Origin of the sequence: Aquincola tertiaricarbonis, assembly GCF_023573145.1 — a bacterium.
In the GTDB taxonomy this organism is placed as follows: domain Bacteria; phylum Pseudomonadota; class Gammaproteobacteria; order Burkholderiales; family Burkholderiaceae_C; genus Aquincola; species Aquincola tertiaricarbonis_B.
Map to the genome: position 1 here is coordinate 664,021 of NZ_CP097635.1, position 25,822 is coordinate 689,842.

At 66.4% G+C, this 25,822-nt stretch carries 21 protein-coding genes, 1 pseudogene and 1 other annotated feature; all 22 genes and pseudogenes read left to right on the forward strand.

Features of this window, described 5'->3' with window-relative positions; translation table 11 throughout:
* Window positions 1-11: 11 nt before the first annotated feature.
* Window positions 12-3,152 (forward strand): efflux RND transporter permease subunit, encoded by a 3,141-nt coding sequence (locus tag MW290_RS03035; RefSeq protein WP_250195847.1) that lies wholly within the window; start codon window positions 12-14, stop codon window positions 3,150-3,152.
* Window positions 3,149-4,561 (forward strand): efflux transporter outer membrane subunit, encoded by a 1,413-nt coding sequence (locus MW290_RS03040; protein ID WP_250195848.1) that lies wholly within the window; start codon window positions 3,149-3,151, stop codon window positions 4,559-4,561. Before MW290_RS03035 ends, MW290_RS03040 begins: the two co-directional genes overlap by 4 nt.
* A gap of 45 nt (window positions 4,562-4,606) precedes the next feature.
* On the forward strand, window positions 4,607-5,461 hold the full coding sequence (locus tag MW290_RS03045; protein ID WP_250195849.1) for an SDR family oxidoreductase: 855 nt from the start codon (window positions 4,607-4,609) through the stop codon (window positions 5,459-5,461).
* Between the two features lie 482 nt (window positions 5,462-5,943).
* Window positions 5,944-6,183, forward strand: a pseudogene (locus MW290_RS03050) (IS3 family transposase); the annotation flags it as partial.
* Window positions 6,060-6,176: a sequence feature (AL1L pseudoknot), on the forward strand. It overlaps the preceding pseudogene by 117 nt.
* Before the next feature lie 247 nt (window positions 6,184-6,430).
* Window positions 6,431-6,724, forward strand: a complete 294-nt coding sequence (locus MW290_RS03055) for a hypothetical protein (protein WP_250195850.1) — start codon at window positions 6,431-6,433, stop codon at window positions 6,722-6,724.
* Between the two features lie 1,138 nt (window positions 6,725-7,862).
* Window positions 7,863-8,462: a DNA-binding protein gene (locus tag MW290_RS03060; RefSeq protein WP_250195851.1), complete on the forward strand. Its 600-nt coding sequence runs from the start codon at window positions 7,863-7,865 to the stop codon at window positions 8,460-8,462.
* Between the two features lie 57 nt (window positions 8,463-8,519).
* Window positions 8,520-9,224, forward strand: coding sequence for a helix-turn-helix transcriptional regulator (locus MW290_RS03065; RefSeq protein ID WP_250195852.1), 705 nt, complete (start codon window positions 8,520-8,522; stop codon window positions 9,222-9,224).
* Between the two features lie 1,655 nt (window positions 9,225-10,879).
* Window positions 10,880-11,158, forward strand: a complete 279-nt coding sequence (locus tag MW290_RS33225) for a LuxR C-terminal-related transcriptional regulator (protein WP_375142824.1) — start codon at window positions 10,880-10,882, stop codon at window positions 11,156-11,158.
* Window positions 11,159-11,453: 295 nt separating this feature from the next.
* Complete coding sequence (locus tag MW290_RS03070; protein WP_250194186.1) at window positions 11,454-12,500, forward strand: IS630 family transposase; 1,047 nt, start codon at window positions 11,454-11,456, stop codon at window positions 12,498-12,500.
* A gap of 241 nt (window positions 12,501-12,741) precedes the next feature.
* Window positions 12,742-13,116, forward strand: a complete 375-nt coding sequence (locus MW290_RS03075; RefSeq protein WP_250195853.1) for a hypothetical protein — start codon at window positions 12,742-12,744, stop codon at window positions 13,114-13,116.
* Window positions 13,117-13,123: 7 nt separating this feature from the next.
* Window positions 13,124-13,624, forward strand: a complete 501-nt coding sequence (locus tag MW290_RS03080) for a lytic transglycosylase domain-containing protein (protein ID WP_250195854.1) — start codon at window positions 13,124-13,126, stop codon at window positions 13,622-13,624.
* On the forward strand, window positions 13,621-13,902 hold the full coding sequence (locus MW290_RS03085; protein ID WP_250195855.1) for a TrbC/VirB2 family protein: 282 nt from the start codon (window positions 13,621-13,623) through the stop codon (window positions 13,900-13,902). Before MW290_RS03080 ends, MW290_RS03085 begins: the two co-directional genes overlap by 4 nt.
* A gap of 12 nt (window positions 13,903-13,914) precedes the next feature.
* Complete coding sequence (locus tag MW290_RS03090) at window positions 13,915-14,247, forward strand: VirB3 family type IV secretion system protein (protein ID WP_250195856.1); 333 nt, start codon at window positions 13,915-13,917, stop codon at window positions 14,245-14,247.
* Window positions 14,231-16,732, forward strand: coding sequence for a VirB4 family type IV secretion/conjugal transfer ATPase (locus MW290_RS03095; RefSeq protein WP_250195857.1), 2,502 nt, complete (start codon window positions 14,231-14,233; stop codon window positions 16,730-16,732). The genes MW290_RS03090 and MW290_RS03095 overlap by 17 nt, the downstream gene beginning before the upstream one ends.
* Window positions 16,733-17,148: 416 nt before the next feature.
* On the forward strand, window positions 17,149-18,195 hold the full coding sequence (locus MW290_RS03100) for a TrbL/VirB6 family protein (RefSeq protein ID WP_250195858.1): 1,047 nt from the start codon (window positions 17,149-17,151) through the stop codon (window positions 18,193-18,195).
* A 25-nt stretch (window positions 18,196-18,220) separates the two neighbouring features.
* Window positions 18,221-18,934 carry a TrbJ/VirB5 family protein gene (locus MW290_RS03105; protein WP_250195859.1) on the forward strand — a complete coding sequence of 238 codons (714 nt, stop codon included), beginning with the start codon at window positions 18,221-18,223 and terminating at the stop codon, window positions 18,932-18,934.
* A gap of 13 nt (window positions 18,935-18,947) precedes the next feature.
* A complete protein-coding gene (locus MW290_RS03110; RefSeq protein ID WP_250195860.1) occupies window positions 18,948-19,754 on the forward strand; it encodes a VirB8 family type IV secretion system protein in 807 nt (268 codons plus the stop codon).
* The gene (locus MW290_RS03115) at window positions 19,751-20,674 is read left to right on the forward strand and encodes a TrbG/VirB9 family P-type conjugative transfer protein (protein WP_250195861.1); all 924 of its coding nucleotides are present in this window, start codon (window positions 19,751-19,753) and stop codon (window positions 20,672-20,674) included. The genes MW290_RS03110 and MW290_RS03115 overlap by 4 nt, the downstream gene beginning before the upstream one ends.
* Window positions 20,667-22,088, forward strand: coding sequence for a type IV secretion system protein VirB10 (gene virB10 / locus MW290_RS03120; protein ID WP_250195862.1), 1,422 nt, complete (start codon window positions 20,667-20,669; stop codon window positions 22,086-22,088). The genes MW290_RS03115 and virB10 overlap by 8 nt, the downstream gene beginning before the upstream one ends.
* Window positions 22,085-23,170 carry a P-type DNA transfer ATPase VirB11 gene (gene virB11, locus MW290_RS03125; RefSeq protein ID WP_250195863.1) on the forward strand — a complete coding sequence of 362 codons (1,086 nt, stop codon included), beginning with the start codon at window positions 22,085-22,087 and terminating at the stop codon, window positions 23,168-23,170. Before virB10 ends, virB11 begins: the two co-directional genes overlap by 4 nt.
* Before the next feature lie 101 nt (window positions 23,171-23,271).
* Complete coding sequence (locus MW290_RS03130; RefSeq protein ID WP_250195864.1) at window positions 23,272-25,170, forward strand: type IV secretory system conjugative DNA transfer family protein; 1,899 nt, start codon at window positions 23,272-23,274, stop codon at window positions 25,168-25,170.
* A gap of 12 nt (window positions 25,171-25,182) precedes the next feature.
* Window positions 25,183-25,818 carry an OmpA family protein gene (locus MW290_RS03135; protein WP_250195865.1) on the forward strand — a complete coding sequence of 212 codons (636 nt, stop codon included), beginning with the start codon at window positions 25,183-25,185 and terminating at the stop codon, window positions 25,816-25,818.
* The last annotated feature ends 4 nt before the right edge of the window (window positions 25,819-25,822 follow it).

Here is a 25,822-nt window from a genome sequence, read left to right on the forward strand (position 1 = left end):
GGAGCTGGCACATGGCACGCTATTTCATCGAGCGCCCGGTCTTCGCGTGGGTGCTGGCCGTGGTCACCATGCTGGCCGGCCTGTTCGCGATCCACGGGCTGCCCATCGCGCAGTACCCGGCCATCGCGCCGCCGGCCGTCAGCATCACCGCCACCTACCCGGGCGCATCGGCCAAGACGGTGGAAGACACCGTCACCCAGGTGATCGAACAGAAGATGAAAGGCCTGGACCGGCTGCAGTACATGCAGGCGGTCAGCGATTCGACCGGCCAGGTCACCATCACCCTGACCTTCGAGACGGGCACCAACCCCGACACCGCCCAGGTGCAGGTGCAGAACAAGCTGGCGCTGGCCACGCCGCTGCTGCCGCAGGAAGTGCAGCAGCAGGGCGTGCAGGTGGCCAAGTCGGCCACCAATTTCCTCGCCGTCATCGCCTTCGTGTCCGAAGACGGCCGCATGGACGCCGGCGCGCTGTCCGACTACGTGGCCAGCAACGTGCAGGACCCGATGTCCCGCGTCAAGGGCGTGGGCGAAACGCAGCTGTTCGGCTCGCAGCGGGCGATGCGCATCTGGCTGGATGCCGAGCGCCTGACCGGCCTGAAGCTCACGCCGCTGGACGTCAGCGCCGCCCTGCAGGCGCAGAACCTGCAGGTCTCGGCCGGTCAGCTGGGCGGGCTGCCTGCGGTGGCCGGCCAGCAACTCAATGCGGCCATCACGGCGCGCACGCGGCTCAAGACGGCCGAGGAATTCGAGAACATCCTGGTGCGCGCCCAGACCGATGGCGGTGCGGTGCGTCTGCGCGACGTGGCCCGCATCGAGCTGGGCAACGAGAACTACGTCTGGAACGCACGCTACAACGGCAAGCCCGCGGCCGGCCTGGCGGTCAAGCTGGGCACCGGCGAAAACGCACTGGACACCATCCGCGCGATCGATGCCGAGATCGACCGGCTGCAGCAGTTCTTCCCGCCGGGCATGAAGGCGGTCAAGCCCTACGACACCACGCCCTTCGTGCGCATCTCCATCGAGGAAGTGGTCAAGACGCTGGTGGAAGCCGTGGGTCTGGTGTTCCTGGTGATGCTGCTGTTCCTGCAGAACATCCGCGCCACGCTGATTCCGACCCTCGCGGTGCCGGTGGTGCTGCTGGGCACCTTCGGTGTGATGGCCGCCTTCGGCTACTCGATCAACACGCTGACCATGCTGGCCATGGTGCTGGCCATCGGCCTGCTGGTGGACGACGCCATCGTGGTGGTCGAGAACGTCGAGCGGGTGATGCACGAGGAAGGGCTGTCGCCCCGCGAAGCCACGCGCAAGTCGATGGGGCAGATCAGCGGTGCGCTGGTGGGCGTGGCGCTGGTGCTGGCCGCGGTGTTCGTGCCGATGGCCTTCTTCGGCGGCTCCAGCGGCGTGATCTACCGCCAGTTCACCGTGACCATCGTCGCGGCGATGACGCTGTCGGTGCTGGTGGCGATGATCCTGACGCCCGCGCTGTGCGCCACCTTGCTCAAGCCGGCCAACGGCCATGCCAAGGAGCGTGGCTTCTTCGGCGCCTTCAACCGCGGCTTTGCCGGCGGCACCCGCCGCTACCAGGGCCTGGTGCGTGGCGTGCTGGCGCGCAGCAAGCTGTCGATGCTGGTGTACGCGGTGCTGGTGGCCGCCGCCGGCCTGGTGTTCAGCAAGATGCCCGCCGGCTTCCTGCCCGATGAAGACCAGGGCTATGCCTTCGTGCTGGTGCAGCTGCCGCCGGGCGCGGCGCAGGCGCGCACCGTGCAGGTGATGAAGCAGGTGGAGACCTACTTCCTCGAGACCGAGAAGGACTCGGTGGACTCCATCTTCACCGTCTCGGGCTTCAGCTTCGCCGGCTCGGGCCAGAACATGGGCATGGGCTTCATCAAGCTCAAGCCCTGGCCGCAGCGCCCGGGCAAGGACCAGAGCGTGGCCAAGATCGCCAACCGCGCCATCGCCGCGCTGTCGTCCATCAAGGACGCCACCGTGTTCACGGTGGCGCCGCCCGCGGTGGCCGAGCTGGGCAATGCCACTGGCTTCGACCTGATGCTGCAGGACCGCGCCAACCTGGGCCATGAGGCACTGACCGCCGCGCGCAACCAGCTGCTGGGCGCGCTGATGAAGGAACAGGGCCTGGTGGCCGTGCGCCCCAACGGCATGGAGGACACGCCCGAATACCAGCTGGAGATCGACGAACACAAGCTGGGCACGCTGGGCCTGAGCGCAGCCGACGTCAACGACACGCTGGCCATCGCCTGGGGCGGCCGCTACATCAACGACTTCATGGACAACGGCCGCGTGAAGAAGGTGATGCTGCAGGGCGACGCCAGCCACCGCATGCTGCCCAGCGACCTGGAACGCTGGCAGGTGCGCAATGCCAGCGGCACCATGGTGCCCTTCAGCGCCTTCGCCACCGCGCGCTGGACCCAGGGCAGCCCGCGGCTGGAGCGCTTCAACGGCGTGCCGGCCATGGAGATCCTGGGCATGGCGATGCCGGGGCAGATGTCCAGCAGCCAGGCCCTGGACCTGGTGGAGCGCCATGTGGCCGAGCTGCCCAAGGGCATCGGCTTCGAATGGACCGGCGTGTCGCGCCAGGAGCGCGAGGCCGGCGGCCGCGCGGGCATGTTGTACGCGGTCTCCATCCTCGTGGTGTTCCTCTGCCTGGCCGCGCTGTATGAAAGCTGGAGCGTGCCGGTGGCCGTGCTGCTGGTGGTGCCGCTGGGCCTGCTGGGCGCGCTGGTGGGCGCCCTGCTCACCTGGAAGATGAACGACGTGTACTTCCAGGTCGGCCTGCTGGCCACCATCGGTCTGTCGTCCAAGAACGCGATCCTGATCGTGGAATTCGCCAAGGCGCTGGTCGAACAGGGCCACAGCGCGGTGGACGCGGCGATGGAAGCCGCCCGCCTGCGGCTGCGCCCCATCGTGATGACCTCGCTGGCCTTCGTGCTGGGCGTGCTGCCGCTGATGCTGGCCACCGGCGCCGGTGCGGGCGCGCAGAACGCGCTGGGCACGGCGGTGGTGGGCGGCATGGTCAGCGGCACCTTGCTGGCCATCGTCTTCGTTCCGCTGTTCTTCGTTCTCGTGCACCGGCTGTTCGGCCGCGGCCATGCCGCCACACCCGCGCAGCCCGCCATGGAGCAACCCGCATGACTCCCCTTCTGTTTCGACTGGGCACGGTGGCCGCGGCCGCCCTGCTGACCGCCTGCGCCAACCTGGCGCCCGACTATCAACGCCCGGCCGCCCCGGTGCCCACCGCCTTCCCGCAGGCAGGCAGCAGCGCCGAAGCCGGCCCCGGCGCCGCCGCCGAACGGCCCTGGCGCAGCCAGTTCAGCGATGAGCGGCTGCAGCGCCTGATCGAGCTGGCGCTGGCGCACAACCGCGACCTGCGCATCGCCGTCCTCAACATCGAGCAGGCGCGGGCCCAGTACCGCGTACAGGACGCCGCCCGCCTGCCCACGCTGCAGGCCGCCGGCAGCGGCACGCAGGCCCGCACGCCGGCCGACCTGTCGGCCACCGGCCGCTCGGTGGTGAGCCACAGCTACAGCGCCACGCTGGGCACCACGGCCTTCGAGCTGGACTTCTTCGGCCGCACCAAGAACCTGTCGGAGCAGGCGCTGCAGCAGTTCCTGGCCACCGAAGAAGCACGGCGCGCCACGCAGATCACCGTCGTCGCCGAAGTGGCGCAGGCCTACTTCACCTGGGCCGCCGACCTGCAGCGGCTGCAACTGGCACAAGACACCTACAAGAGCTACGCCGAGACGGTGACGCTCACGCAACGGCGCGTGGCCGCCGGCGCCGATTCGATGCTGACGCTGCGGCAACAGCAGACCAGCGCCGAGACGGCCCGCGGCCAGGCGGCCACGCTGCGCGCCACGGTGGCCCAGGATCGGCAGGCGCTGGCGCTGCTCGTCGGCACCGAGGTGCCGGATGCGCTGGCCCCTGCGGCGCTGGCCCCGGACGCCGACCCCGGTGTGCCCGATGTGCCGGCCGGTCTGCCGTCGGAGCTGCTGCTGCGCCGGCCCGACTTGCTGCAGAGCGAGCGGTCGCTCAAGGCCGCCACCGCCAACATCGGCGTGGCCCGCGCCGCCTTCTACCCGAGCATCTCGCTCACTGCGACGGCCGGCAGCGCGAGTGCCGACCTGGGCAGGCTGTTCAAGGGCGGCCAGGGCAGCTGGAGCTTTGTGCCCCAGGTGTCGCTGCCCATCTTCGATGGTGGCGCCAACCGCGCCAACCTCACGGTGGCCACCACCGCGCGCGACATCGCCGTGGCCCGCTACGAGCAGGCCATCCAGACGGCCTTTCGCGAGGTGGCCGATGCGCTGGCCGTGCGCGCCTCGGTGGGCGAACGGCTGGCCGCGCAGCAGGCGTTGGTGGAAGCCAGCGGCAGTGCGCTGGAACTGGCCCGCGCCCGCCAGGCGCGCGGGCTGGACAGCTGGCTGCAGGTGCTGGATGCGCAACGCACCTACGACAGCGCCCGCCAGGGGCTGATCGACGTGCGCCTCGACCAGGCCAGCAACGGCATCACGCTCTACAAGTCATTGGGCGGCGGCGCGGTCTGAGCGCGCGTGCGCCCGCCCAACTTTCTTCTTCAGGAGTTCGACATCATGTCCAAGATCGGTATCACCGGCGCCACCGGCCAACTCGGCCGCAAGGTCGTCGCCAGCCTGCGCCAGCGGTGTGCGCCCGAAGACCTCGTCGCCATCGTGCGCGACCCCGCCAAGGCCGCGAGCCTGGGCATTGGCGTGCGACAGGGCAACTACGGTGACCGCGCGACGCTGGAAACGGCCTTCACCGGGCTGGACACCCTGCTGCTGATCTCTTCCAGCTCGATCGGCACCCGCCAGGCCGAGCATGACCACGTGATCCGGGCCGCGCAGCGCGCCGGTGTGCGGCGCATCGTCTACACCAGCCTGCTGCACGCTGAGCGCTGGGGCATTCCCTTCGCCGAAGACCACCTGGCCACCGAACGCTGGATACGGGCTTGCGGGCTGGCCTTCACCATCCTGCGCAACGGCTGGTACTGGGAGAACCACACCGCCGGCCTGCCACTGGCGCTGAGCCATGGCGGCATGGTCGGCAGTGCGGGCGACGCAGGCATCTCCTGGGCTTCGCGCCAGGACTATGCCGACGCAGCCGCGGCCGTGCTGACCCAGACGGGCCACGACGGACTGACGCATGAACTGGCCGGCGACAGCGCCCACACGCTGGCAGAACTGGCGGCCGAGACTGCACGGCAAAGCGGCGTCGCCTTCGCATACCGCGATCTGCCGGAGGCCGCATATGCCGAGTTCCTGGCGTCGGTCGGTCTGCCGCCACCGGTGGCCGACATGCTGGCCCAGATCGACGCCCGCGGTGTGGCCAAAGGCGTGCTCCGTCGCGACCACAGCGTGCTCTCGGGCCTGATCGGCCGGCCCACCACCACGCTGGCGACGGCGGTGGCCGACGCGCTGGGTCGGTGAGGTGATGGCGGCGACAGGCCCGAATCGCATCGGGCCTGCGTCGACAAGCAAATGGCACTGCATGCGGCCACCGATGCGCCTGTCGTGCTCGCGGGCCGCATCGCGGCCGTTCAGCGCCTTCATCGGGCGCACAAAGAAAAACGGGTCAGCTCTTTTGGAGCTGACCCGTTTGATCAGAACAGTGTTCTGGTGCGGCTGGCAGGATTCGAACCCACGACCCCTTGGTTCGTAGCTTGTCCAGCGAGCGTAAGTCCTTGATTCTTATACAACCTGCCGTCCGTTCCATCTTTCGCCTTGCACTGTGATGACCTGTCCACAACGTTCAAGTCCCCCAAAAGTCCCCCGCTGAGCGCTAACTGAGCGCCGAAGAAGCGACATCGTCAAGCTGCTGTGGTTCGATGGTCAAGGCCTGACGCTGCTGGCCATGTGACGGGAGCGACGTCGCTCTGTCTGCCGTAGACGACTTCGGGCGGGATGTCGCTCAAGTCGATGCCGGCGTGCGCAAAGGCGTGACGACCAGCGAGGCCGGGCGTGTGAAGGAGCTCGAACGCGAAGTACGAGAGCTTCGCAAGGCCAACGAGATCCTGAAGCTGGCCAGCGCGTTCTTCGCCCAGACGGAGCTCAATCTCCGCCTCAACTCCTGAAGGCCTGTCGACCGGCATCGCCAGGAGTTCGGGGTCGAGTCGATCTGCCGCGTCTTGCAGATCGCTGGCCATCGCCGAGCTGCCCACGCCGGTGCTGCCTGTTTTCGACAGCCCCACCGCGATCTGCGCGCCTTGGGTGCCCAAGCTGCGCGAGGTCTACGAGCGCGACGCGGCCGGCTTCCCGCAGCGCGTGGCTGATGCCAGGTCTTCCCTGGTACGCCCTGACACTCACGCCCTGTTCCTGGCGCCGATCGCCACCGAGTGAGGCACCGGTAACACCTGCGGGTATTCTCTTGCTCAGGCTGATTGGCCATGAGGGAACGTCATGAAGTGGGGAAACTTCGTTGAAGCTGCGCGTCCGACGGAAATCCAGCTCGATCCGACGCCCAGCCAACTAGCGGAGGTAAGACGATGGCGAAGGCTGCAGAGCGCTCTGCTCGCAGTGGTTGTAGTCGCGGCGCCGATTTTTTGGCTCACGGACTGGATGCCCGACTGGCTTATGTATGCGATGGCGCCCATCGGTCAGGCTGCGATGCTGTGCTCTCTGCAAGCAAAACAGGCGCTCAGGACGCCGTACCACGCGAAAGAGAACACAGCCGACTTCAGCGGCAAGCAGTGAGGCACCGGTGACGCCGAACGAGCGGCGGAACTTCCGCGCGCAGAGGGACCATCGCTACAACCGGGCGTGGTGGACGTTCTTTCTGGTGGGCTGCCTGGCGGCTTGGTCGGCCTGATCGTGGGGCGCTGGCATCACGCCAGGCGCATCGCTGAGGCTGACGCCTTCCAGGACCTGCAGGCGGCCCAAGCGGAAGCGGCCGAGACGGCAATGGAGAGAGATGCGAAGCAAGCCGCCCGGCGGCGCGCCCAACCTGGCCAGGACGACGAGGGTGGGCCACCAGCGGCTTAAAGCAGATCCTTATGCTGCAACGCCTTCAGCGCTGCCCGCGACGGCTTGGCGACGGCTACATCATAAAGATAACTGTACATACCAGCGCGCCGACGAAGGAGATAATCGCCAGAGCGCGCTTGCCCCGCTCTGCGAATACCTCGGCCGCCAGATCAAGTGCGACGGATAAGAAGCCCCACATGCCTTTCCCCTTGTCCTAAACACCGGCTTGGCGGAAGGCTGAGCCGAAACTGCTTGATCTTAGCGACGGCCTCTCACAGCAGATCCTGCTGCAAGGAGCTCCATTGGCGCTGCCGGCGCGTCGCCATCGGGCCCCGCGTCATCGACATCGACATTGGGCGGCACCAGGGCCGCCGCGGCCTCTTCGGCGGTTTCCCGGAGCCACGCAACGAAAGCCGAACTTGAAGCGGCACCACGGCCCGCTCGTCCGGCATCGGCGCCGGCCGCTGGGGGTCAGGCCGGTGCATTCGGTTGAGAAGAGGGTCATGGATCCGCGTTGGACTGAGCGGACCCAACTCGGCGGGCGCCTTGTGGGCGCAAGAGCTCGCCCGAGGGTATGCCAAGTCCGCCGGCCAAGCGCTTGATGTTGTCGGGCGAGGTCATGCGCCCGCGACGTTCAAAATGGCCCACGCAGGTGCGACGCAGACCCGCATCGTGCCGGGTCTTCTCGCGGCCAGACCTGCACGCGGCGAAGCCGACGAGGTTCAAGCCAGGCAACGCCAGAGACATCGCGACGCCGGCACGTGTTTCAAGCGCAGTAAGTGGTCGCTGACATCCCGTTGCGTTTGTCATGGAAACCCCGTATCCAGGTCGCCGAGGCATCACCTACGTTGACTACCGATCGGACTTCATGAGCAATCTCACGAGGTGCTTTATGAGCATGAGCCCAACGATCACGGAAGAGCTTGTGTGGCGAGCGGTAAACCAGCTTGCAGCCCAGGGAACTTCCATCACCAATGGATCAGTCCGCTCGCTCCTTGCTGAGTGGACCAGCACCAAGGGGGGCAGCTTTTCCACCATCGCTCCGGTCCTGCGAACTTGGAAAGCGAAACAGTTGGTGGCGCACTGTGATGTACGGCGCGAGATGCCGCCCGAACAACTGGTAAGTCGCAGCCGCGAGCTCCTCGGTGATCTCTGGGACGCTGCGTTGGTTGAAGCACACGCTTCGCTGGAATCAGAGCGACGGAAACTCTCTGAACAGACACATGTTTGGCTCGGGCAAAAGGAAGAACTCGAGGCAAAGCTCGCTAGCTCGCATGCAACTTTGAGAGCACTCGAGGACCGTGCGGCTGAAAGTGAGAGACGCGTTCAAGCGCTGCTCATAACAGTCGAGACTTTGAAAGGCATCCTCGGTGCCTCTTCGAACCGGGACGCAGAGGCAATTACATCCTCGCTTGAAGATCAGCGACCAACAAGCTTGTCACAAAGTGCGGAGCGCCCGCATGCTTAGGCCCAAAGAAGACCGAAGCGCCTGTACATCTCGAAAACAAGGCCGCAGGAGACCGAGATGGCAAACCGACACTGTGAAGCGGCTCTGGCGGCGTCCACGGTCGCGGACCTTCGGCGCGCGGTGTTGGAGTTCGCCGCGTCTCTGGGGTTCCGTACAGTAAGTGCCGTGACAGTGACACCCAGTGGTGATGGTGGCTTCCACTACATGAGCATTGACAACAACCCGACTGCCTACGAAGAGGCATATTACAACCAGACCGATGCCCGCCGCGATCCCGTATTGCAACACCTGAGGCGCCGAAGCGTTCCCATACTGTGGAACCAGCAGACATATGTCGAAGCGGGATGTGCTGAGCTGTGGGAAGCCCAAGCGTTGTTCGGATACCGATTTGGGATAGCGACGGCCAGTCACCTGCCCCATGCCATCCATTTTGTCTTAGGACTCGATACGGACATCCCCATCCGAACTACAGACGCGAACAGGCTGATTGCCGAGATGCAGTTGTTCGCTGTCTATGCTCAAGAAGCCATCATCGCACTTGCGCACGCAAATTCAACGTCCACACGCCCGTGCCTCACGCATCGCGAACGTGAAGCACTGCTTTGGACGATGGAAGGAAAAACCGCTTGGGAAACGGCCCATATCCTGGGAATTTCTGAACGAACCGCAACTGAGCACATGAAAAATGCAATGCATAAGCTCAACTGCAATTCCAAGCATCAAGCGGTTGTCAAAGCGATAAAATTCGGCATTCTCGGTTGAGCACTCATCCTCAGTCAGGTCGCAGGCCGTCGAATACATCATAGCGAGACTGAGCGAACCAACAACACCGCCACACAAAGCAAGAGAACAAACCCTAGCGCTCGACAAACCAACCAAGTTGTCGGACTGTAATTGCAATCTTTCGCTGCACGCCAAATTCTTGCCATCATCCAACTGAGCAACACAATGCTCGCGAGCATCGGTATAGATGCTCCGTTAAGCGCATTTGCTGCCCCGAGAGCGATTAGAGGCCAAGCTGCCGCGTCGACGCAGTGCAGAACACGCTTCATTGCGGTGCGGGTGACTTGATCCTTGATGACAATTATCTTAATCATGTCGTAGCAACGTACGTGGGTGCTGGCTGACCACCTCAGCTATAGCTCACCCCTTTGGCTTAAGCAAGGGCAACGACAATAACCGAAGTACGTCAATGCAAACCTGCGCAGGTTTGTTTGCACTGGCACGACTCTCTATAGGCCTTTCCGGCACAGCAAATGACCCTATTCAACAGGGTGCTATCCGCACATTCAAACACCGCAGAGATCCGGGAATAAACCACTTCGCGCGCCTTGCTGGTTTGCTGACGACGCCTGCCACCACGTGGCCTACCGCTCGTCGACTCACAAACATTGCTCCTGTCAAATTTGACAGGTTGTACCGATGGGCTGCTCCGCGCAACATGTGCTGCATCCGTCACCATGCCGAAAACCACCGGCACTGTTTGGCGACAGCCATCGGAGACATAGCTATGGCGCGGCACACCAACCAAGCGAATCGACCACCCGACGTCGCAAGAACGACGAACGGGCTACGGCGCAGCTCTCGCCCTCCGAGATGTCACGCATGCCGACGCGCATGGCACCGCATCGACCGCGCAAGCTGCCTGCAAGCGACCGCGGAATCGTTATCAAGCGAAGATGGATCCATCGTAATTACGCCTGTGCAACGTGGCCAGACGGTGGAGGTCCAGCGGGTGGAGTGCTCAGACGCTGGCCCCAAGTCCAGCGTTGCGGTGCTGTTCTTCCATGCAGAAGAGTTCAAAGCTTGGTGTGAGTCGGAGCCGATGCGCTTCAAACATCCCCTTCTCATGAGTCAGCTTGTGAGAAGGGTAGCGGACATGTTCGAGGCGCATGGACACCAGTGACAGCAAGCTGGGAGCGATGGAACATCTGCGGCTGAATGCGTTCCCGTGTGCTGGGGCGCTATCTTGGCAGCATCCTGCCGGAATCCCCCCGCTCATCGTGTTTGAGTTGATGGAGCAAGCGATCCACATTACCGGGTGCGACTGCGCATGCTTCATCAGCGTCGCTCGGGAGGAACCCGCGCACGGGGCCCGTCGGGCTGTTCTAGCACGATGTGCCGAGCTTTCCCGTGTGCTTGACGGTCTAAGCGAAGCCTTCGATTGCCCATGGCTCGAGCATGCACGAGCCTCACTTTGGCCGACCGTTGGCAGCAAGCTATGTATACGGTTACCGCAACACACGGTCTTCCAGTCCCTTGTTTCCACGCTAGGGTTCAGGTCTTCTCTCATCATTCCCATGCCACCTCCCCGACGGCTTGAGCGCACTGCGGCCCTTGTTCTTGGATCAGCTCAACAAGGGTATTTTGAGTCGATCGACACGATGAAGTTGGCGCAGGCAACTGGTATCGCGATGATGGTCAATCTTTGGCATTCATCTTCGGTGGCCGACGAGCTCAAGTCCAGGAGCCATCTGACATCGGACGAAGTCGCGCTGCTATGCGCTGAGCTGGAGGGTCTGTCCAGTAAGCAGATTGCGAAGACACTTGGTTTGGCGCCGGACGCGATTGACTGTCGCTTCCAGCGGATTTGCGCCAAGCTGCGGACGAAGACAAGGCGCGAGGCCCTTCGCATTGCTGTGGCGTACGGGTACATCGATGACAGGCCAGCGGGACCGCGCTGCCTGTCAGCTTAGGTGCATTGTCGCTACCGCGCCTCTGAAGCAAGCCTGGCGAACATCAGCTACGGTGCTCAACGCCTTGAATGTTTACACGGTGTACGCGCTGTAGGCCGCTCAGCCTTACGGTCGTATGCGCACCAACTGCTCCGTAACCGCAGCGCACCGAGGCCCGAAGCGCCCCATCCGCAATTCGTAAGAGAGCGCTATGGGCGTTTTGGCCAACTCGGAACTTCTTCAGGAGATCGCCTTCTCGATCTCCCTAGTCCACTGAATCCTTGAAATCGGCTGTGTATGCTTCATCTTGAAGGACATGCACAGGATGACATTGACGGACGACGATCGCGCGGATCTGGAGGCGGTGATCCGCAAGCGCAGTGGTAGCGCGGCGCTGGCTCGGCGGGCGCGCTGCGTGCTGCTGTGGGCTGATGGCGAGCGCCGGGTGGACATCCGAGCCAAGCTGGCCTGCAACGATGCCTTCGTCACGCGCTGGACAAAGGCCTTCGAGCTTCAGGGGCTGGCCGGGCTGGTATCGCTGCACCCTGGTCGCGCTCCCGTAAGGCCAGTGGCCAAGCTGGAAGCCCGGGTGCTGAACAAGACCCTGAAGCACAAACCCAAGGACGGCTCCACGCACTGGAGCAGCCGCAAGCTGGCGGCCGAGCTGGGCGATGTCTCGTTCTCCGCCGTGCAGCGCATCTGGCGCAAGCACGGCCTTCAGCCGCACCGCCTGGAACGGCACCTTGTTTCCAACGATCCGGACTTCGAAGCCAAGGCCGCTGACGTGATCGGGCTGTACCTCAACCCGCCTGCGCACGCTGCCGTGTTCTGCGTCGACGAGAAGACGGCCATCCAGGCCCTCGACCGCAAAGACCGGATGCTGCCGTTGGCTCCTGGCCGGGCCGAGAGCCATGGCTTCGAATACAAGCGCAACGGAACCTTGAGCCTGTTCGCCGCGCTGAACACCGCCACTGGCGAGGTGCTGGGCATGACCGCGCCGCGCCACACGAGCGAGCAGTTCGTCGGCTTCCTGGGCGACGTGGTCGCCAGCCAACCCCAAGGCCGCGAGATCCATGTCATCTGCGACAACGTCAGCAGCCACAAGACTGAGCTGGTTCAAGCCTTCCTGGCCAAGCACGGCAACGTCCAGATCCACTTCACGCCGACCTATTCGTCCTGGCTCAACCAAGTTGAGAACTGGTTCTCCCGCATCCAGCGCGACGTCATCAGCCGGGGCATCTTCACCTCCGTCAAGGACCTGGACAAGAAGCTCATGCGCTACATCCGCGAGCACAACAAGAGCCCCAAGCCGATCAAGTGGAAGTACGACAACCCGAACCGTCGACACCACCAATTTTTCTGATTCAGTGGACTAGGCGCTGGAACTACGCCGTATCCAGCCCACGACTGAGGCGAAGCACCTCCTAGCCTTGTATCAACGTCAACCGATCGACAAGGCTGCTGTGAACAGGCTCTCATCCTTTGCTAATAAAGCAGCGCTGTGTGTCACGCTCGCAAGCCAGGCAACCATCGCGGATGCGTCTGACGGCTGCCTGGTGCTCCTCTGCCTGGCCGCCCCCAGCTGGCGCGCCATTCCCCAGTGCGTGCCACCCATCCGTGAGCTGTTCCGCGACCTCGCACTGGGCCGACCCTTCCCGACCTGTGCGATGGCCGGTGCCGGCAACAGCGCCACTCACCGCTGGGCCAGCGCGCCAGACTTCTGCCCACCGCAGTACGTCACCAGCAGCGACACCGAGAGCAGCACGCAGTACCACTGCGACTACGCAGGCGCGGTGTCGGTGTCGATCCACGGTGAGCCCTTTGCCCGCACGTGGTGGCGGATGGACGGCGAAGCCGTCACCGAGTTCAGCCCCACCGCCAAGGCGCAACTGGGCGCTTGGGACCACCGTTTCGAAGACGACTACGCCGCTTGGCTCGCCAGCCAGCCGCCGGTCGCCCCGGACCCCACCGCACCGTGAGACGGCCATGGCACCCACCTGGCTCGCTCCCCTGCTGCTGACCTGCGCCCCGGAGGTCCACGCGGTGACGGCTTCCGCCCTCATCCACACCGAGAGCGCCTTCAACCCCTGGGCCATTGGCGTGGTCGGCGGCGCCTTGGTGCGCCAGCCGCGCAGCGCGGCCGAAGCCTTCGCGACCGCGCAAGCGCTGCGAGCTGCGGGCTGGAACTTCAGCGTCGGCCTGGCCCAGATAAACGTTCGCAACTGGGACCGCTTGGCCCTGACCGCCACCACCGCCTTCGACCCCTGCCACAACCTGGCCGCGATGCAGACGGTGCTGCTGGAGTGCCAGACCAGAGCGGGCCCTGGTCCTGTGCCGCCCGACCAGGCGTCCCTGCAACGCGTCCTCTCCTGCTACTACAGCGGCAACTTCGCCACCGGTTTCCAGCACGGCTACGTGCAACGTGTCCGCGCCGCCGTCTTGGCGGTGCGCCCTGTGTTCCCTGTCCCCTCGAAGGAGCAACCATGAGCCGCTTACTGTCCCTGACCCGCACGGCCGCCTGGGCCGTCACACCCTGGCTGGCCTCGGCCGCCCGCGCGCAAGGTTTCGACAAGGTCAACACGACCGTCATCAACGTCAACACCATCCTGGTGACGATCTCTGTCGCTGTCGTGACCATCGCGATCATCTGGGCCGGCTTCAAGATGATCTTCCAGGGCGCCCGACTCACCGACGTTGCCAACGTGCTCATCGGCGGCACGCTGGTGGGCGGCGCCGGCGCCTTCGCCGCCTTCATCGTCAACTGACAGGGGCGCGCCGTGCAGGCCGAGGTCATCTACAAGGGTGCCACCCGACCGGCGATGAAGCTGGGCATCCCGCTGGTGCCGTTGGTGCTGGTGCTGGGCACCGGCTTCCTGCTGATGCTGTGGGGCGGTCTCCTGGTCAGCGGCTGGATCGCGCTGGGGGTGCTGGTGGCCTGGGTCCCTGCCCTCATCAGCATGCGCCTGGTCACCGCCCAGGATGACCAGCGCTTCTGGCAGGCGTATCTCGCGGCCAAGCTGCGTTGGACGCACCACAACCGGCGCTTCTGGCAGTCGCGCAGCTATGCGCCCACCCTCTACCGCGGAGCCAGCGATGTTTACCGCCGCTGAACGTCAGGCGCCTGCCACGCCGCGCCGTCCTGGGCGCCGGCCGGCCTCCCACCTCCTGCACCCTCGGTGCTGGCATCAGGCACAGCACGAGAACCCGCTGTCGCGCTTCATCCCCTTCTCCTCGGTGCTGACGCCCAACGACGTGGTCACGCGCGGGGGCGACTACCTGCGGGTCTGGCGCCTGGAAGGCGTGCCCTTTGAGTGCGCCGACGAGCCCGACATCGCCGAGCGCCACGAGGCCCTGTGCAGCCTGCTGCGCAACCTCGCCGGTGGCCATTGGGCCGTCTGGACACACCGGCTGCACCGGAGGGTGGCGGACCAGCTGAGCGATCCCGCAGTGCCGGGGTTTGCGCAGGACCTGTCGCGGGCCTATCAGGCCCGCCTGGGTGAGCGACGGATGATGAGCCACGAGCTCTACCTGACCTTGGTCTACCGGCCCACCGTGTCCCGGGCCGGCCGGGCCTTGCAGTCAACGCAGCGCACCCGCGACGGCATCGCCCGGCTGCAGGCGGAGGCGCTGGTGGAGATGACCGAGCGCACCGCCCTGGTCGACCGGGTGCTGCGCCGCTTCGGGCCCCAGTTGATCGGCAGCCGCGAGCACCGCGGGAGGCTGTACTCCGAGGTGGCCGAGTTCCTCGGCTACCTGGTCAACGGCTGTTGGCGGCCGGTGCCGCTGGCCGCCGGACCGCTGTACCGCACCTTGCCCACGACCCGGCTGTCCTTTGGCGGCGACAAGCTGGAGCTGCGGCAGGGCGACACCTGCCGCTACGCGGCGCTGGTGGACATCAAGGAGTACGCCGACGCGGTGGAACCGGGGGTGCTCAACGCCTTGCTCTACGAGGCCAGCGAGTTCATTGAGACCCAGAGCTTCTCGATCCTGCCGCGGCGCGAAGCGATCCGCGCGCTCACCTTGCAGCGCGACCAGCTGATCGCCAGTGACGATGGGATCGCCACCCAGGTGGCGGGTATGGACGCCGCGCTGAACGATCTGGGGGACGGCCAATTCTGCATGGGTGAGTACCACTACAGCCTGGTCGTTTTCGGCGACGACGTCGCCGACGCCGGGCGCCGCGCAGCGCAGGCCATCGGTGCGGTCGGCGAGTCCTCCAGCCTGCAGATGGCGCCGGTGGACCTGGTGGCCGATGCCGCCTGGTTTGCGCAGTGGCCGGGCAACTGGCAGTGGCGGCCCCGGGAGGCCAAGCTGTCGTCGCGGGCCTTTGCGGCCCTGGCCAGCGGGCACAACTTCGCGCGCGGTAAGCGCGACGGCAACCCGTGGGGCGAAGCGCTCGCCTTGCTGGGAACGCCGTCCGGGCAGCCGTTCTACTTCAACTTCCACAGCAGCCCGCCGGGCCAGGACAGCACCGACCAGGCGCTGCCGGGCAACACCTTGATCATCGGCTCGACCGGTGTCGGCAAGACGACGCTGGAGATGTTCCTGCTGGTGCTGACGCGCAAGTGGACTCCGGCCCCCCGGCTGGTGCTCTTCGACCTGGACCGCGGCTGCGAGATCGCCATCCGGGCGCTCGGTGGGCGTTACCTGCGGCTGCAGGCGGGGCAGCCGACCGGGCTCAATCCGCTGCAGCACCCGCCGACCCCGGCACGGCTGCAGGCCTGGGCCCAGCTGGTGCGCACTTGCCTGGAGACCCCCACCCTGCCCCTGCTGCCGGCCGACGAGCGGGCGATCGCCGAGGCCGTCAAGGCCGTGGCCAGCATGCCGGCGGCGCTGCGGCGGCTGTCGACGGTGCGCCAGAACCTGCCCAAGGCGGGGTCCAACAGCCTGTACGACCGGCTGGGACGCTGGTGTGCCGGCGGCGCACTGGGCTGGGTGTTTGACGAAGCGGACGACCAGCTGCAGGCGCTGAACGACGCGCCGATCCTGGGCTTTGACACCACGGACTTCCTGGAGCTGCCCGAGGTGCGCACGCCGGTGATGATGGTGCTGCTGCAGGCCATGCAGGAGCGCATCACCGGAGAGCGGCTGATCTACGTGATCTCCGAATTCTGGAAGGCGCTCGACCACGAGGTCTTCAGCGACTTCGCCAAGCAGCAGCAAAAGACCATCCGCAAGCACAACGGACTGGGCCTGTTCGACACGCAGAGCCCGTCGGACGTGCTCCAGCACCCGATCGGCCGCACGATGGTCGAGCAGAGCGTGACCAAGATCTTCCTGGCCAACACCGATGCGGTGCGCGAGGAGTATGTGGACGGCTTTGGGCTCAGCGAAGCGGAGTTCGACCTCGTGCGCAAGCTGGGACGGCACGGCGGTCGGCGCTTCCTCGTCAAGCAAGGCGCCACCAGCGCGATCTGCGAGCTCGACCTCAGCGGGATGGAGGACTTCGTCACCGTCTTGTCAGCGACCACCGAAAACCTGGCGCTGCTCGATCAGCTGCGAGAACGCCATGGTGACGATCCGTTTCGATGGCTTCCCGCGCTTCTGCGGGAGGTTCACGATCGAAGGTCCCGCATCGTTCGGAGGCTCGTATGAACAACATTCCCTTGCTGATCACAGCGGCAACCTTCCTTTTCCACGGTGGCGCCGCTAGGGCCCAGTTCGTCGTCGGCAACGAGGCTGTTCAGATCAGAGCCGACGGTGGGCGAAGGGTTGAGACCCCGCCCTTACCACCCGGCTCCATGCCGCCGCCATGCCCTGCATCGCGTCTGTCTTGCGCAGGCAGCGGATGGCGAATGGTGGAGACGAAAGAGGGCCTTCGTGACTGCACCGAGATCTACGCGAGGCCGTCGACCTGTCGACCATCGACGTATGGCAAAGAGAAGGCAAGCCGACTTTGGATCGTAAAAGTTCGTGGCGAATGGCTGCAGTGCCAGCGCCCAGACCTACGCAGCAAGTGCGTAAGTACGAAGGCACTGCCATACAGCGCGGTCCAATAAAGGGAACGAGCCATGTTCATTTGGATAGGCAACCAGCTAGACACCGTGCTCAACGGCTATGTGCTCGCCTCGGTTACAGGATTGATGGCTGCACTTGGACCGATTGCGCTGAGTGCACTGACGCTCTGGATTGGGCTCTACGGATGGGCAGTGCTGCGAGGACAAGCGCCTGAGGCGCTCCCCGCCTTTGTCTGGCAGTGCTTCAAGCACGGTCTTATCCTTGCACTCGCACTCCAGGCTGGCCTGTACGTTCAGACGATTGCCGACGTGGCCAACGGACTAGCGAACGGTGTGTCGGCCCTGTTTCTTCCCGCTGCGGTCAACGCCTCAACCGCCGCAACCCCATACGCCCTGCTCGACGATTTCGCGACCCGAGCGATCGAGCTCGTTGTCGAGATCATGAAAGACGCCAGCTGGCTACGGCTAGACCTGTTGTTCGCTTCTGCGGTGGTCGCGATTGGAAATGCGGTCTTCCTCTGCGTCGCCCTGTTTGTCGTGACCTTATCGAAATTGCTGCTCGCGTTCGTCATCGCCGTCGGCCCACTGTTCGTTCTCTCCTTGGCGTGGCGACCAACTGCCAGGTTCTTCGACAGCTGGCTATCGATGGTTTTGAACACGGCTGTTCTGACTTGGTTCACGTTCTTCGCTCTGGGGCTAAGCGTCTACGTCGGCGATGCAGTTGTCCAAGCCGTCCGCGATCAGGGTGGCTTTCAGGGCGCCACCTTCAACGTCGTCGCCGAAAGCCTCAAGTACTGCGTCGTGATGGTGCTCATGGCCATCATCTGCTTCCAGGCCCCGGGCTTGGCTGCGGCCCTCACCGGCGGTGCGCCGGTCCAGCAAGGCCTGCAGATGGTGCAAAACGCCATGATGATCGCCGGCCTGCGCTCCATCTCGTCGTCGCGCAGCGCCCCGGCCGGTGCCGCGCAAGGCGGCACGGTCCGCGCGGGCGCTGGCCTGCTCGGCGCAGCACGCGCGCTTAGCACCCCCGGGGCCGGCGCCGGCGCCAGCTCTCCACGCACGCCGGCCTACCGCCGCGCCGCCCTGCGCGGCCTGTCCTGAGCTCTCGATCCGCAAGGAGATCACCATGTCCATCCTGCTTCGTCTCGTTTCTCGATGGGCGCTCGTCGCCTTGGTGGGCGGCGGTGGTCTGCCTCACGCCAGCTTGGCCCAAGGCATCCCGGTCATCGATGCAGCGAACCTGTCGCAGACGATCCAGCAGGTCGCCAACGACATCACCAGCCTGCAGAACCAGGTGCAGCAGATCACCCAACTGCAAACGCAGATCGCCAGCCTCAACGGCGTGCGCGGCCTGGGCAACGTCTTCAACAACCCGCTGCTGCAGAACTACGTGCCCCCGAAGGCCTACAACCTCGTCAACGCCGTTAACGTGTCCGGCTATTCGGGCCTGAGCGCCACCGCCAAGGCGCTGCGCGACGTCGGCATGGTCTACAACTGCGCCGATCGCAGCGGGGACGCTCGCCTGGCGTGCCAGTCCTCCCTCGCCCAGCCCTACCAGCACAAAGGCCTGCTGCAGGACGCCATGCGCTCGGCCGCCGGGCGCCTCGGCCAGATCCAGTCGCTGATGAGCCAGATCAACGCCACCACCGACCAGAAATCGGTGCAGGAGATCCAGGCCCGCATCGGCGCCGAAAACGCCCTGCTCGCGCACGAGATGTCGCAGCTGCAGATGCTGCAAGGCCTGGCCGACAGCGAAGAGCGCATCGCCCGCTCCCGTGAGCGTGAGCGCCAGTACGAGATGCTCAGCCGCACCGGCCGCATCGCCGACTACCTGCACTGACCGCGAGCCCCCCATGAGCACCGTCCTGACCCCAGGCGTCGCCGCCGCATGGCCAAATCACGGCCCCTCGGCCCCGGACACCCCTGCTGCGCTGCCATCGCCGGCCGACACGCTGCCCGGCGAAGACGAGGTCTTCGCGCACAACCGAAGCTGGGAACTCGACCGCGCGCTGATGCTGGAGCGGTCGGAGCGTCGCGCTTGGCGAGTCGCCATGGCCGGGGGGCTGCTGGGTTTGCTTGGCATCGCCGCCGTCTTCGTGCAGGGACCCCTGCGCCGGGTGGTCGAGATCCCCATCGTCGTCGACCGCGTGACCGGCGAAACCACCATCCAGCAGCGCCTGGCCGAAGAGACCATCCCGGCCCTCGACGCCCTGGACAAGCACAACCTCGCGACCTTTGTGCGGGCGCGTGAAGGCTACAGCTGGATGTACCTGCAGCGCGACTTCGACCAGGTCGCCCGCATGGCGGTGCCCGCGGTGTTCGCCGACTACAACCGGCAGTTCGAGGGCGAGGCGGCGCTGCATAGAAAGCTGGCGGCGACGGAAGAGTGGCGCATCCAGGTGATCGGCGTGCGCCTGTCGCCCGCCGGCCGGCGTGGCAACCGCGGCGACGCCACGGTCACCTACGACAAAGTCAGCCGCCGCAGCGACCGCCAGACCCCGGAAGTCACCAGCCGCCACGTGGCCAGCGTCGTGTTCGAGTACCAGCCCAAGGTGCTGGCCAACGAACGCGACCGGCTGGAAAACCCGTTCGGCTTTGTTGTCACGGCCTACCGCTCGGATCCCGAGCTCAACGGGCCGACAACCGGGGCAAAGCCATGAAGCGCCACGGCCTCCTCGACATCGCCCTCGCCCTTCTCCTTGCGCTGTGCGCCGCGCAGGCCAGCCATGCCGCGCCGGACCCGCGCCTGCGCGACATCTTCTACGACCCGCAAGCGGTGGTCACGGTGCCTGTTCAGCGCGGTGTGCTGACGCTGATCGCGCTGGACGCCGATGAGGCGATCACCGAGGTCGGGGCCGGTCTCGGCAGCGACTGCAGCAAGCCGGAAGCGGCCTGGTGCATCACCGCCCAGCCGGGTGGTCGTCACGTGTTCGTCAAGCCCAAGAGCAGCGCGCAGGCGCCCAACACGCTGGCCGTGATCACCGACCGCCGGGTGCACACCTTCCGGCTGGTGCTCGTGGAGGACGCGGCACGACAGAGCCCGGTCTATCGGCTGACCGTCCGCGCACCCTTGCCGATGGCCACGCCGCGGCTTGAGCCGGCGGCGGCCAGCCCCACTCTCAACGGCGCGCGGACCCTCGCCAGTCCGCTCCTGCCGGCCGCCGATCCAGCCACCTTGCTTGCCGAGCGCCTGCAGGCCAAGCCGTTGGTGCGCAACAGCGCCTACTCGATCGCCGAAGGCGCGCAATCGCAGGACATCCTGCCTTCGTTGGTCTTCGACGACGGCCGCTTCACCTACCTGCGATTTGCCGGCAACCGCGAAGTCCCCGCGGTGTTCCAAGTGCTGGGGGACGGCTCGGAGACCTTGGTCAACGCCCGCATGGAGGACGACCTGCTGGTCGTCGACCGCGTCGCACGCCGGTTGACGCTGCGCGCCGGTCAGGCGGTGGTGGCCGTCTGGAACGACGCCTTCGACTTGGATGGCGCCCCGCCCACCGGCGGCATGACGGTGCGAGGCGTCATCCGGCGCCTTCAGTCGCCTGAACGCCCGGCTGTTTCTGCAGGAGACAACAATGACTGACCCCGAACTGACGCTGGAACGCCTGGATCCGGATGACAGCGGCGCCCCGGGTGACGACGCCAAGAACCCCGCGCCGCACCCGCAGCCAAACACCCTCCACCCGTTGCCCGGTGAAGCCGGCATCCCGCATGTCGCCGCACCGCGGACCTGGCAGGTGTCTCGCAAGGCGGTGCTGGCAGTGGGATTGTTTGTGGTCACAGTCGCTGTGGGCATCGGCATGACAACCCACCGGGTGCTCAGTGGCTTCGGCACGGCCCGCGCCCCAGCGGCGCCGCTGGCCGCCCAGCAGCCGACGACCGCCACCGCCCCGCCCCGTCGCCTGGATCTGTCCGAGGCAACGCCGGCCTCAGCGGTGGTGGCGTCGGCGCCCATCGCGGCTCCGCCTGCACCGCGCATCCCCGCCCTGGATCCCGCAGCCGAATTGGCCGAACCCATCCCCCTGCGGCGCAACGGCACGCCAACACCTGCGGGCCCTGTCCCTACGCGCCCCGAAGACGCGCCGATCCTGCTCGTGTCGAGCCGGCCCGGTGCCATCGCGCTGCCGGGAAGTGCAGCCCCCGCGGGCCCGTCGGACGCCTTGGCGGCCACCCGTGAGCGGCTGGACGCCTACCAGCGCCAGTTGCAGGGCCTGCTGCAGAACCTTGAACGGGGCACGCAACTCGCCACCGGCGCCGACAACGGCCGCACTGGCGCCGCCGACAACGCCCTGCTGGCCACGCCGACGCCACCTCAAGCCCCGCGCACCGCGACCCGCGGCGCTGCAGGCCTGCTCGGCGGCGCCCTGCCGACGTCCGCCACCCCCACCGTCACCGCGACCACCCTGCGCGACCGCAGCCTGACCCTGCCCAAGGGCACCGCCTTCACCTGCGCGCTCAAGACCAAGGTGATCAGCGCCAACGCCGGCCTGGTGGGCTGCCAGGTGCAGCGCAACGTTTTCAGCGAGGACGGGCGCGTACTGCTCATCGAACGTGGCAGCCACCTGGACGGCGAGTACCGGGTCACCACCGTGCGGCCGGGCACGACCCGCATTCCGGTGATCTGGACCCGTGTGCGCACGCCCTTGGGTGTGGTCGTGGACCTGGACTCACCCGCCACCGGCCCACTGGGCGAGTCGGGCCTCGAGGGCTACGTCGACAACCGCTGGCCCGAACGCATCGGCGCGGGGATGCTCGTGTCCTTGATCGACGACGCGGTCAAGATCGTGGTGCAGAACCAGACCCAGGGCGACGATGGCGACGTGATCGTGCTGCGCTCGAGCAGCGGCAACGCCAGCAAGCTGGCGGAGAAGGTGCTGGACAGCACGATCAACATCCCGCCCTTGATCACCCAGCACCAGGGTGGCCTGGTGGGCATCTACGTCGCGCGGGATGTCGACTTCTCGAGCGTCTACACCCTTCAGCCGGAGGCGCGATGAACACCGCCCTTCTGGCCACCGATCGCGCTTCCGACATCCCGGTGGCGGGCGCCTGGTGTGGCGACGCCACCTCGGTGATCAACTTCCTGCAGCCTTTGCGGATGGCCTTGGACGCGCCCGGCGTGCTGGAGGTCTGCGCCAACCGGCCCGGCGAGCTGCTGGTCGAGACGCTGCACGGCTGGCAGACGGTGGAAGCACCGGCCATGACCTTCGACCGCTGCCTGGCGCTCGCCACCGCGGTGGCCACCTTCTGCGACCAGCAGATCCACGCCGAGCGGCCCCTGATGGCGGCCACCTTGCCGACCGGCGAGCGAGTGCAGATCGTCATCCCGCCGGCGGTGCCGCGCGGCACCGTTTCCATCACCGTGCGCAAGCCATCGGCCGTCACCAAGCGGCTGGACCAGCTGCACCATGAGGGTCTGTTCGACCGCATCGCCCCAGGCGGCATCGACGACCGCATCTCGCCGCTGGAGCAAGAGCTGATGAGCCTGCGATCGGCGGGTCGCTACCTGGAGTTCCTGCGCCTGGCGGTGCGGTCACGGCAGACCATCGTTGTCAGCGGCCGCACCGGCTCGGGCAAGACCACCTTCATGAAGGCCCTCATCGAAGAGGTGCCGACCCATGAGCGCCTGATCACCATCGAGGACACCGCCGAGCTGGGGCTAGAGCACCACCCGAACGTGGTGCACCTCTACTACAGCCGCAACATACCCGGCAGCACGGTCACCGCGCGCACGCTGCTCGAAGCCAGCTTGCGCATGAAACCCGATCGTCTGTTCCTGGCCGAAGTGCGGGGCGAAGAGTGCTTTTCCTTCGTGCGCCTGGCCGCCTCCGGCCATCCCGGCAGCGTCACCAGCGTACACGCCGGCAGCTGCGCGCTGGCGCTGTCGCAGATGGCGCTGATGATCCGCGAGAGCAGCGCCGGCGGTGGCTTGAGCCTGCCCGAGATCCACGGCCTGCTGCACACGGTCATCGACGTCGTCGTTCAATTTGACCGCGACGCGGCGGGTCGACATGTGGCCGAGCTGCACTACCGGCCCCGCAGTCAGCGCCCTTTTAGTTCAATGGGAGCGCTGGCATGAGCAGCGTGGCCGCCTTGCCTTGGTCCGCCTGGCCGCGGCCACGGCAGGTGGCCGCCGGCGTGTTCGGGCTGTTGGTGCTCGCAGTGCTAAGCGTCTGCGCAATGTACGTCGCAGGAGTGGCCTTCCTGCTACTGGCCCACGCTGACCCGCGCCAGGCTGAATGGACGAGCATCCTGGTCTTCTGGGAACGCTATGGCGAGGACCCCCGGCTGTACAACAAGCTGCTGGTCAGCAGCTTGGTCTCGGGCAGTCTGCCGCTGCTGTTGCCGATCGCGCTGCTCATCACCGCCCGGAACAATCGCCCCCTGCACGGGGCGGCGCGCTTCGCCACCCCCGCCGAAGTGGCACGCGCCGGCCTGACCGGCCCGCAGGCGGCAGGGCCCAGCATCCTGATCGGCCGCCACCGCGGTCGCTTCTTGAGCCTGCCCGGCCAGCTGTCGGTGATGTTGTCGGCGCCGACCCGCAGCGGCAAGGGTGTTGGGGTCGTGATCCCCAACCTGCTCAACTGGCCGGACTCGGCGGTGGTGCTCGACATCAAGGGCGAGAACTTTGACCTCACCGCCGGCTACCGGGCCGAGCACGGCCAGGCGGTGTTTGCGTTCTCGCCCTTCGACGAAGCCGGCCGCAGCCACCGCTGGAACCCGCTGTCGGCGGTGCGGACGTCGCCGCTGCACCGCGTGGGCGACCTGCTGACGATCGGGCAGGTGTTTTTTCCCAACGACGGGAGCGGCACGTCGTCCGAGGCATTTTTCAACGACCAGGCGCGCAACCTGTTCCTGGGGCTGGGGCTCTTGCTGCTGGAGACGCCTTCGCTGCCGCGCACCATAGGCGAGATGCTGCGCCAGTCCTCCGGACAAGGGCAGTCGCTGAAGGATCACCTGGGCGGCGTCATCGCGCACCGCCGCGACACCGCCACCGACTGGCTGCCGGCGCTGTCGGACGAGTGCGTCGACGCGCTGCAGCGCCTGCTGTCCAACTCCGACAACACGCTGTCCAGCGTGGTGGCGACCTTCCACGCACCGCTGACGATCTTCGCGGACGTGGTGGTGGATGCGGCCACCAGCGGGGACGACTTCCAGCTGCAGGACCTGCGCCGACGCCGACTGTCGGTCTACGTGCGGATCCCGCCCAATCGGCTGCTGTCGGCCCGGCCGCTGTTGAACCTGTTCTTTTCGCAACTGGTCAGCCTCAACACCCAGCAGCTGCCCAGCCAAGACCCGTCGCTGACGGTGCAGTGCCTACTGGTCAATGACGAGTTCACCGCGATGGGCCGGGTGCCGGTGATCAGCACCGCCGCGGCATTCCTGGCGGGCTACGGCCTGCGGCTGCTGACGGTGGTGCAGGCGATGTCGCAGCTGGATGCCGTCTATGGCGACAAAGAAGCGCGGACCTTTGCGACCAACCATGGGCTGCAGATCCTGTTCGCGCCGCGCGAGCAGCGCGACGCCGATGAGTACAGCGCGATGCTGGGCACCTTCACCGAGCGGGCCACCTCGCATGGGCGCAGTCGCTCCTTCAGCGGCCGCAGCTCCAGCAGCGTCAGCCGCAACGTGAGCGACCAGCGGCGGGCGCTGCTGCTGCCGCAGGAGTTCAAGGAACTGGGCAGCGAGCGGCTGGTGGTGGTCTGCGAACACTGCAAGCCGATCCTCGGCGAAAAGATCCGCTACCACCAGGACCCGGTCTTCCAGGCCCGCCTGCGTCCCCCGCCCGTGGTGCTGGCGATGGACCTGGACCTTCACCTGGCGCGGGTTCAGCGCCGGGTGCGGTGGCTGACCGAGGACATTGCGCCGGGAGAGACGTTGAGCATCGAGCGACTGGCCGGGGACTTCAGCGCCCTGCCCGATCGCTTCGACGGCGCGCCAGACGATACGGCGCGCCAGTGCCTGGGCTGCTTCTTCACGGCGCAGGCCGCAGGCGGCCAGATCGAGGCCGTCGCGGACGAGGACGGTGTGCTGGGCGGAACAGAGGCCGATGCGCTCGCCCCGGCCACCACCGAATAACGGGAGACCACCATGCGAACGTTAACACTGACTGCGCTCCTCATCGCCCTGACCGCTTGCAGCAGCCCGCCGCCGCTGCCCAGCGCCGACGATGCGCCGCTCCGGCCGGTGAATACCCCTGAGGCGGTTGAGCTGCAGAGTTGCCGCAACGCGCTGCACAACGGCCGCATCGAGCTGCGCGAGTCGCGCGAGCAGGTGGCGCTGCAGGCCAGCCGTCTGGTGCAGTGGGCGCAGCAAGGTGCCACCGCGCCGCTGGTACCCCGCGGCAACACAGTGGTGACCGTGCGGTTCGCGTTTGGCGCTCACGAGGCGGACTTGCCCGCGAGCGTGCTGCAGGGCCTGATCCCGGCCGCGCGGCAAGCGCCGCTGATCGTGCTGCGGGGCCGCACGGACGGGACCCGCGACAGCTTTGCGGAAGCTCGGGTGGCCCGAGAGCGCGCCAACACGATCCGTGACCTGCTGGTCGCCGCCGGCATCGAGCCCACGCGCATCCGCACGACTTATCAGCCCTCGGGTGACCATGTCGCGGACAACGGCAGTGCCGGTGGGCGCGATCTCAACCGCCGGGTGGAGATCGAGCTCTACCGCGTGGCACCGGAGCCGGTCACAGCTCAGGCGTTGGCTGCGGGCGCGGTGATCGCGCCTTAAACGT

Coding starts and splice junctions, on each gene's coding strand:
- MW290_RS03110 (WP_250195860.1), top strand. CDS start 18,948: ATGAGCACCGTCCTGACCCCAGGCGTCGCCGCCGCATGGCCAAATCAC.
- MW290_RS03065 (WP_250195852.1), top strand. CDS start 8,520: ATGGCAAACCGACACTGTGAAGCGGCTCTGGCGGCGTCCACGGTCGCG.
- virB11 (WP_250195863.1), top strand. CDS start 22,085: ATGAACACCGCCCTTCTGGCCACCGATCGCGCTTCCGACATCCCGGTG.
- virB10 (WP_250195862.1), top strand. CDS start 20,667: ATGACTGACCCCGAACTGACGCTGGAACGCCTGGATCCGGATGACAGC.
- MW290_RS03115 (WP_250195861.1), top strand. CDS start 19,751: ATGAAGCGCCACGGCCTCCTCGACATCGCCCTCGCCCTTCTCCTTGCG.
- MW290_RS03080 (WP_250195854.1), top strand. CDS start 13,124: ATGGCACCCACCTGGCTCGCTCCCCTGCTGCTGACCTGCGCCCCGGAG.
- MW290_RS03040 (WP_250195848.1), top strand. CDS start 3,149: ATGACTCCCCTTCTGTTTCGACTGGGCACGGTGGCCGCGGCCGCCCTG.
- MW290_RS03070 (WP_250194186.1), top strand. CDS start 11,454: ATGCACAGGATGACATTGACGGACGACGATCGCGCGGATCTGGAGGCG.
- MW290_RS33225 (WP_375142824.1), top strand. CDS start 10,880: ATGGTCAATCTTTGGCATTCATCTTCGGTGGCCGACGAGCTCAAGTCC.
- MW290_RS03095 (WP_250195857.1), top strand. CDS start 14,231: ATGTTTACCGCCGCTGAACGTCAGGCGCCTGCCACGCCGCGCCGTCCT.
- MW290_RS03035 (WP_250195847.1), top strand. CDS start 12: ATGGCACGCTATTTCATCGAGCGCCCGGTCTTCGCGTGGGTGCTGGCC.
- MW290_RS03055 (WP_250195850.1), top strand. CDS start 6,431: ATGAAGTGGGGAAACTTCGTTGAAGCTGCGCGTCCGACGGAAATCCAG.
- MW290_RS03045 (WP_250195849.1), top strand. CDS start 4,607: ATGTCCAAGATCGGTATCACCGGCGCCACCGGCCAACTCGGCCGCAAG.
- MW290_RS03105 (WP_250195859.1), top strand. CDS start 18,221: ATGTCCATCCTGCTTCGTCTCGTTTCTCGATGGGCGCTCGTCGCCTTG.
- MW290_RS03130 (WP_250195864.1), top strand. CDS start 23,272: ATGTACGTCGCAGGAGTGGCCTTCCTGCTACTGGCCCACGCTGACCCG.
- MW290_RS03060 (WP_250195851.1), top strand. CDS start 7,863: ATGAGCAATCTCACGAGGTGCTTTATGAGCATGAGCCCAACGATCACG.
- MW290_RS03085 (WP_250195855.1), top strand. CDS start 13,621: ATGAGCCGCTTACTGTCCCTGACCCGCACGGCCGCCTGGGCCGTCACA.
- MW290_RS03100 (WP_250195858.1), top strand. CDS start 17,149: ATGTTCATTTGGATAGGCAACCAGCTAGACACCGTGCTCAACGGCTAT.
- MW290_RS03135 (WP_250195865.1), top strand. CDS start 25,183: ATGCGAACGTTAACACTGACTGCGCTCCTCATCGCCCTGACCGCTTGC.